General features: G+C 40.3%; 1 protein-coding gene, 6 tRNA genes and 1 rRNA gene. All 8 read left to right on the top strand.

Annotated features, from left to right (window positions below):
- The first annotated feature begins 104 nt into the window (after positions 1-104).
- The 8 genes from B5D16_RS07495 (at position 105) to B5D16_RS07460 (ending at position 6,286) form a co-directional block, all read left to right on the top strand.
- Positions 105-2,992 (top strand): 23S ribosomal RNA (locus B5D16_RS07495).
- An 88-nt stretch (positions 2,993-3,080) separates the two neighbouring features.
- Positions 3,081-3,154: transfer RNA gene (locus tag B5D16_RS07490), tRNA-Asp, on the top strand.
- A 64-nt stretch (positions 3,155-3,218) separates the two neighbouring features.
- Positions 3,219-3,291, top strand: a tRNA-Val gene (locus B5D16_RS07485).
- Positions 3,292-3,325: 34 nt separating this feature from the next.
- Positions 3,326-3,399, top strand: a tRNA-Met gene (locus tag B5D16_RS07480).
- A gap of 121 nt (positions 3,400-3,520) precedes the next feature.
- Positions 3,521-3,593: transfer RNA gene (locus B5D16_RS07475), tRNA-Thr, on the top strand.
- 18 nt (positions 3,594-3,611) lie between these two features.
- Positions 3,612-3,693: transfer RNA gene (locus tag B5D16_RS07470), tRNA-Tyr, on the top strand.
- Positions 3,694-3,867: 174 nt separating this feature from the next.
- Positions 3,868-3,940: transfer RNA gene (locus B5D16_RS07465), tRNA-Phe, on the top strand.
- A 126-nt stretch (positions 3,941-4,066) separates the two neighbouring features.
- Positions 4,067-6,286, top strand: coding sequence for a leucine-rich repeat protein (locus tag B5D16_RS07460; protein WP_159444331.1), 2,220 nt, complete (start codon positions 4,067-4,069; stop codon positions 6,284-6,286).
- Positions 6,287-6,316: the final 30 nt, after the last annotated feature.

Here is a 6,316-nt window from a genome sequence, read left to right as displayed (position 1 = left end):
ATGTCAACGCCAATTTCAAGACATCCGAGGCACATACGCAAGTATGTGAACAAATTAAATTTAAACTCAAGCCATGGGTGCAACGCTATGCACCTAGTAAATATGGTTAAGCTAATAAGAGCGTAGGGTGGATGCCTTGGCACTAAGAGCCGATGAAAGACGTGATAAGCTGCGATAAGCTGTGGTGAGGAGCAAATATCCATTGACCCGCAGATTTCTGAATGGGGAAACCTGGCTAGAAAGACTCTAGTCACTGCATACTGAATACATAGGTATGTAGAGGGAACCCGGTGAACTGAAACATCTAAGTAGCCGGAGGAAAAGAAAGAAACATCGATTTCCAAAGTAGCGGCGAGCGAAATGGAAGGAGCCTAAACCGAGTTGCGTGCAACTCGGGGTTATGGACCGCAATAAGTGACCTAGCGGATAGAAGAAAGGTTTTGGGAAAGCCTGCCATAGAGGGTGAAAGCCCCGTATTCGACATCTCAAAGGAGCGAGCGGTATCCGAAGTAGGACGAGACACGTGGAACCTTGTCTGAACTCGGGGGGACCACCCCCCAAGGCTAAATACTACTTAGTGACCGATAGCGCATAGTACTGTGAAGGAAAGGTGAAAAGAACCCCGGGAGGGGAGTGAAAGAGAACCTGAAACCCTATGTTTACAAGCTGTGGAACTGTTTTAAAGCAGAACCGCGTACTTTTTGTAGAACGGTCCGGCGAGTTACGTTTACTGGCGAGGTTAAGTACTTAAGGTACGGAGCCGAAGGGAAACCAAGTCTTAATAGGGCGCACTAGTCAGTGTACGTAGACCCGAAACCGGGTGATCTATCCATGTCCAGGCTGAAGTTGCCGTAAAAGGCAATGAAGGGCCGAACCCACATCCGTTGAAAAGGGTGGGGATGAGGTGTGGATAGGGGAGAAATTCCAATCGAACCCGGAGATAGCTGGTTCTCCTCGAAATAGCTTTAGGGCTAGCCTCGATTTAGTCTTACGGAGGTAGAGCACTGAATTTCTGCGGGGGCGTCAAAGCTTACCAAGGAATATCAAACTCCGAATGCCGTCAAGATGATGATCGGGAGTCAGACTGCACGAGATAAGTTGGGTAGTCAAAAGGGAAACAGCCCAGACCTCCAGCTAAGGTCCCAAAGTGAGTGTTAAGTGGAAAAGGATGTGGGATTTCGAAGACAACTAGGATGTTGGCTCAGAAGCAGCCATTCATTCAAAGAGTGCGTAATAGCTCACTAGTCGAGAGGTCCTGCGCCGAAAATGTCCGGGGCTAAAACACTACACCGAAGCTGAGGAATGATTTTATCATTGGTAGAGGAGCATTCTTAACTGAGACGAAGCTGTACCGTAAGGAGCAGTGGATTGTTAAGAAGAGAGAATGCCGGAATGAGTAGCGAGAGTGAGGTGAGAATCCTCACGGCCGAATATCTAAGGTTTCCAGAGTAAAGCTGATCTGCTCTGGGTTAGTCGGGGCCTAAGGCGAGGTCGAAAGACGTAGTCGATGGATAACAGGTTCAAATTCCTGTACTACAATATATCAGAACTGTGGGGACACAGACAGAGAGCCTAAGCCAGGAATGGAAATACTGGTTCAAGCGAGGTAGGAGTCTGGTAGGCAAATCCGCCAGGCAATCTGAAGACGTGATGAGGAGCGAAATTAAGTAGCGAAGTAGGTGAGCTGGCTGTCAAGAAAAGCCGCTATTGTGTATATTGTACCCGTACCGTAAACCGACACAGGTGGATGAGGAGAGAATCCTAAGGCCGACGGAAGAAGTATTGTTAAGGAACTCGGCAAAATGACCCCGTAACTTCGGGAGAAGGGGTGCCTACGCAAGTAGGCCGCAGTGAATTGGCCCAAGCAACTGTTTACCAAAAACATAGGTCTATGCAAAACCGTAAGGTGAAGTATATGGGCTGACGCCTGCCCGGTGCTGGAAGGTTAAGGGGAGAGGTTAGCGCAAGCGAAGCTTTGAACTTAAGCCCCAGTAAACGGCGGCCGTAACTATAACGGTCCTAAGGTAGCGAAATTCCTTGTCGGGTAAGTTCCGACCCGCACGAAAGGCGTAATGATTTGGGCACTGTCTCGACAATACATCCGGTGAAATTGAAGTACCAGTGAAGATGCTGGTTACCCGCGCCAGGACGGAAAGACCCCATGGAGCTTTACTCTAGCTTGATACTGGGATTCGATATTGCATGTACAGGATAGGTGGGAGGCTTTGAAGCGAGAACGCCAGTTTTCGTGGAGCCACTGTTGGGATACCACCCTTGTAGTATTGGGTTTCTAACATGTAGCCGTTATCCGGCTAGTGGACAATGTCAGGTGGGGAGTTTGACTGGGGCGGTCGCCTCCGAAAGGGTATCGGAGGCGCTCAAAGGTTCCCTCAGAATGGTCGGAAACCATTCGCAGAGTGCAAAGGCATAAGGGAGCTTGACTGTGACACCGACGGGTGGAACAGGTACGAAAGTAGGACTTAGTGATCCGGTGGTATAAAGTGGGATTGCCATCGCTCAACGGATAAAAGCTACCCTGGGGATAACAGGCTTATCACTCCCAAGAGTTCACATCGACGGAGTGGTTTGGCACCTCGATGTCGGCTCATCGCATCCTGGGGCTGTAGCAGGTCCCAAGGGTTGGGCTGTTCGCCCATTAAAGCGGTACGCGAGCTGGGTTCAGAACGTCGTGAGACAGTTCGGTCCCTATCCGGCGTGGGCGTAGGATATTTGAGAGGAGCTGTCCTTAGTACGAGAGGACCGGGATGGACGAACCTCTGGTGCATCTGTTGCATTACCAAGTGCATGGCAGAGTAGCCAAGTTTGGAAGGGATAAACGCTGAAGGCATCTAAGCGTGAAGCCCCCCTCAAGATGAGATATCCCATACGTAAGTAGTAAGACCCCTTAAAGACTATGAGGTTGATAGGGCAGAGGTTGAAGTGTAGTAATACATGTAGCTGACTGTTACTAATAGGTCGAGGGCTTAACCATACGGTTAGAGGTTTTAATGGAAAGTTATTCCAGGATAATTTGAACTTGATGATTTTAATATGTAGTTTTGAGTGTACAACATTCTAATGGCCCGATGGCTCAGTTGGTTAGAGCGCCGCCCTGTCACGGCGGAGGTCGTGGGTTCGAGTCCCATTCGGGTCGCTTAAGTAACCGGAGCGAGTGTTTTCGGGATTTTTCTGTATAAAGATATTGATAATGAACATATGGGATCTTAGCTCAGCTGGGAGAGCACCTGCCTTACAAGCAGGGGGTCACAGGTTCGAGCCCTGTAGGTCCCACTTAGAAGTTCTACTATGTAGACTACTTATACGTCGCGGGGTAGAGCAGTCTGGAAGCTCGTCGGGCTCATAACCCGGAGGTCGCAGGTTCAAATCCTGTCCCCGCAATTAATGAAATGGGAAGAGTCCTATTTTAAAAGCGGTTGCACTCGCATAATAAATTCGCTTCGCGAATGGCTCGTGCGATCACAAGGTTCCACCACCTACGGTGGTTCCCCTTATGATAATTGCCGATGTGGCTCAATTGGCAGAGCAGCTGATTTGTAATCAGCAGGTTAACGGTTCGAGTCCGTTCATCGGCTTTTGAAAATTTAATATATGGGTGGATTCCCGAGTGGCCAAAGGGGACAGACTGTAAATCTGCTGCACATTGCTTCGGTGGTTCGAATCCACCTCCACCCATTTAAATTTTAAGATAGTTAATTAATCGTAATTTCCATTCGGAATCAAAGATTCCTCATGGATTAGATTTGCAAATGCAAATCTAATATGTCTAAAATAAATATTTCCTTATGAAAGTAAACTTTCAACGTAATTATTTATTTTATCCATTAATTTACGTTTACAAATTTTTATGCCCAGATAGCTCAGTTGGTAGAGCAGAGGACTGAAAATCCTCGTGTCACTGGTTCGATTCCGGTTCTGGGCACTTTAAGTTCATATCGTTGATATGGACTTTTTTTGTATGGTAACGAATCAGGTATATCAAGTTTGTATAGTAATGCGATATTTATATTATGTTTGTTTAAACGTAAAAAAATTTAAGGAGTATATCATGAAAGAGATATGTTTAAGATTTTCTAAGGTTGCAATAATAATTTTATTCTTGTTTTTATTATGTATGAGACAAGATACATTAGCAGATAGTTATTCGGGGGGAGCTCAAAAAGTAGATTATACTTTTAATGATGAGTTTAAATTCACACGAAAATTTGAAGAATCAGAATGTATAAGAATTAAGCTTAAAGTAAAGAAAACGGGTGTATACAATATTAATCTACCAAATGATTTTTATTTTGACTTTTATAATGATTCTGAATATTCATATTCAGCTCAAGTACAAGAAGAACATCGTTTCTTTATGTTTGAAAACAAAGAGTATTATATTAGTATTGGTAATTATAGGAGTGGGATATCAAAGACTGTTGAACTTAAAATGGAATATTTAGGAGACAATTATGGAAGACCAAAATATAGTTGTTCGGTTTATGAATATTCAAAAAGTCGATATGGTGGATATTATGGAACAGGGGTTTCAGAACGTACATATAATAAATTAGGTATATTTTGGAAAGAGGATACACTTGAGTTAAACAATGTTAGCATCAAGGATATGGGAATAGATATAGGAGTATCTTGGAATGTAACTTACTATATGCCATCTGAAGTTTTACCTAATAATGCAAATGTTAAAGTAAAAGTTATTGGAGAAAACAATTTTTCAGGAGAAGCCTACGGTAGTTGTATTAGAGCTAGTGTTGGTACAAGTGATAATATCGATTTTACTTATGTAGGTGATGGCACTATAAATTTTGATTTTATAAGTGATGATTCTAAATGTGATGCCACTGAAGCTAGGAATTTAACAATTGATGGTCCAAGGATGAATTTTGAGAAGAATATTTGTATTAGTGCTAAAAAATTTATATTAAAAAATGGTGAGATAAATTATAACTTTGATAATATGCATTGCCCTTTTATAAAATCTAATCAAATCCAATTTATTGGCGGTAAGGTTAATATAGATGGTAAATATAAAAGTGAAAACAAATTTTCTAATGATGATATATTTTATTCAGATGATTGTATTATAGATGGTACTAATTTTGATATTAAGTATGTAGTGTTAGATGATGTTACAAAAAAATCATATGTACTAAAAATTTTTTCTTGCGAAAATAATTTTGAAATGAGATCAGGTTCATTTAATGTGACGGATTCTGTATATAGATACTCGGTAAGTGATAAATTGAAGTATGGTTTAATTCTTGTAGATGCAGCAAATGCTTATATTATAGGCGGAGATTTATATTATGAATATGCAAAAGTTTCACAAGCAACTCGTAATGAATCATATGCAGCATATCCGATTGTAAAGATTTCTGATGAAATAGTAGCAAGAAATGCTTCTATCTGTATTATAGGATCAAGTGAGATTATAGATGCATATGCTAAGATAGATGGAAACTACAGTGACGATTCCGAATTTTATTATTATTATAATAGATATTTAAAAAGAGGAAAAATTTATGTTGATTTATTAAACTTAAATGGTGGAAGGAAAATAGACATCAATAAATTGGGAATAACTCTTTTAGAAGACAAATTAACTTATGATGGTACTGAAAAGAAACCAAAGCTAGATTTAAAAGCCTTAAGAATAGGCAAGGATGTGGATGTTGTTTATAGTAATAATATTAATGTAGGTACAGGTACAGTTACCGTTACAGGTAAGGGAAAAATAATAGGTGAATTGGTATTTACATTTGAAATTGTTGATTCTATGCCTAATGAAGATGTAAAAAAAGATTCAGAAACAAAGACAGATACAGAAGTAAATAATCTACAGATAAAGAAGGGTAATTATATTTATAAAATAATTACACAGGGTGTTGCTGGTAAGAAAAAAGGAACTGTAGAAGTTATTGGCTTAAATAAAAAGAATGTTAAAAAGATTAAAATTGCTAAACAAATAAAGTATGATGGCATAACATATAAGGTAGTTTCAATAGGTAAAAAGGCCTTTAAGGGTAATAAAAAGGTTAAAAGTGTAATTATAGGAGCATATGTTAAGAAAATAAAATCGAAAGCATTTGCTAATTGTAAGAAACTAAAGAAAGTAATTATTAAGTCAAAGAAAATTACTAAGATAGGTAAAAAGGCATTTAGAAGAAAAGCTGGTAAGAAGATTACATTTACTGTACCAAAGAAGGTTAAGAAGAAGTATAAGAAGCTTATTAAAAATGCGAAAACAAATAAATATGTAATAAAATAAAGCAAAAAGGATTTCAACATTTGTTGAGAT

The sequence above is a fragment of the Eubacterium uniforme genome (genome assembly GCF_900167115.1).
Lineage (GTDB): Bacteria > Bacillota > Clostridia > Lachnospirales > Lachnospiraceae > Eubacterium_S > Eubacterium_S uniforme.
The sequence above is the reverse complement of the archived record's forward strand: the minus strand, read 5'-3'. Positions and strand labels throughout refer to the sequence as shown.

Bases quoted from the DNA above. Each gene is read 5' to 3' on its own strand.
- B5D16_RS07460 (WP_159444331.1), top strand. From the start codon at position 4,067: ATGAAAGAGATATGTTTAAGATTTTCTAAGGTTGCAATAATAATTTTA.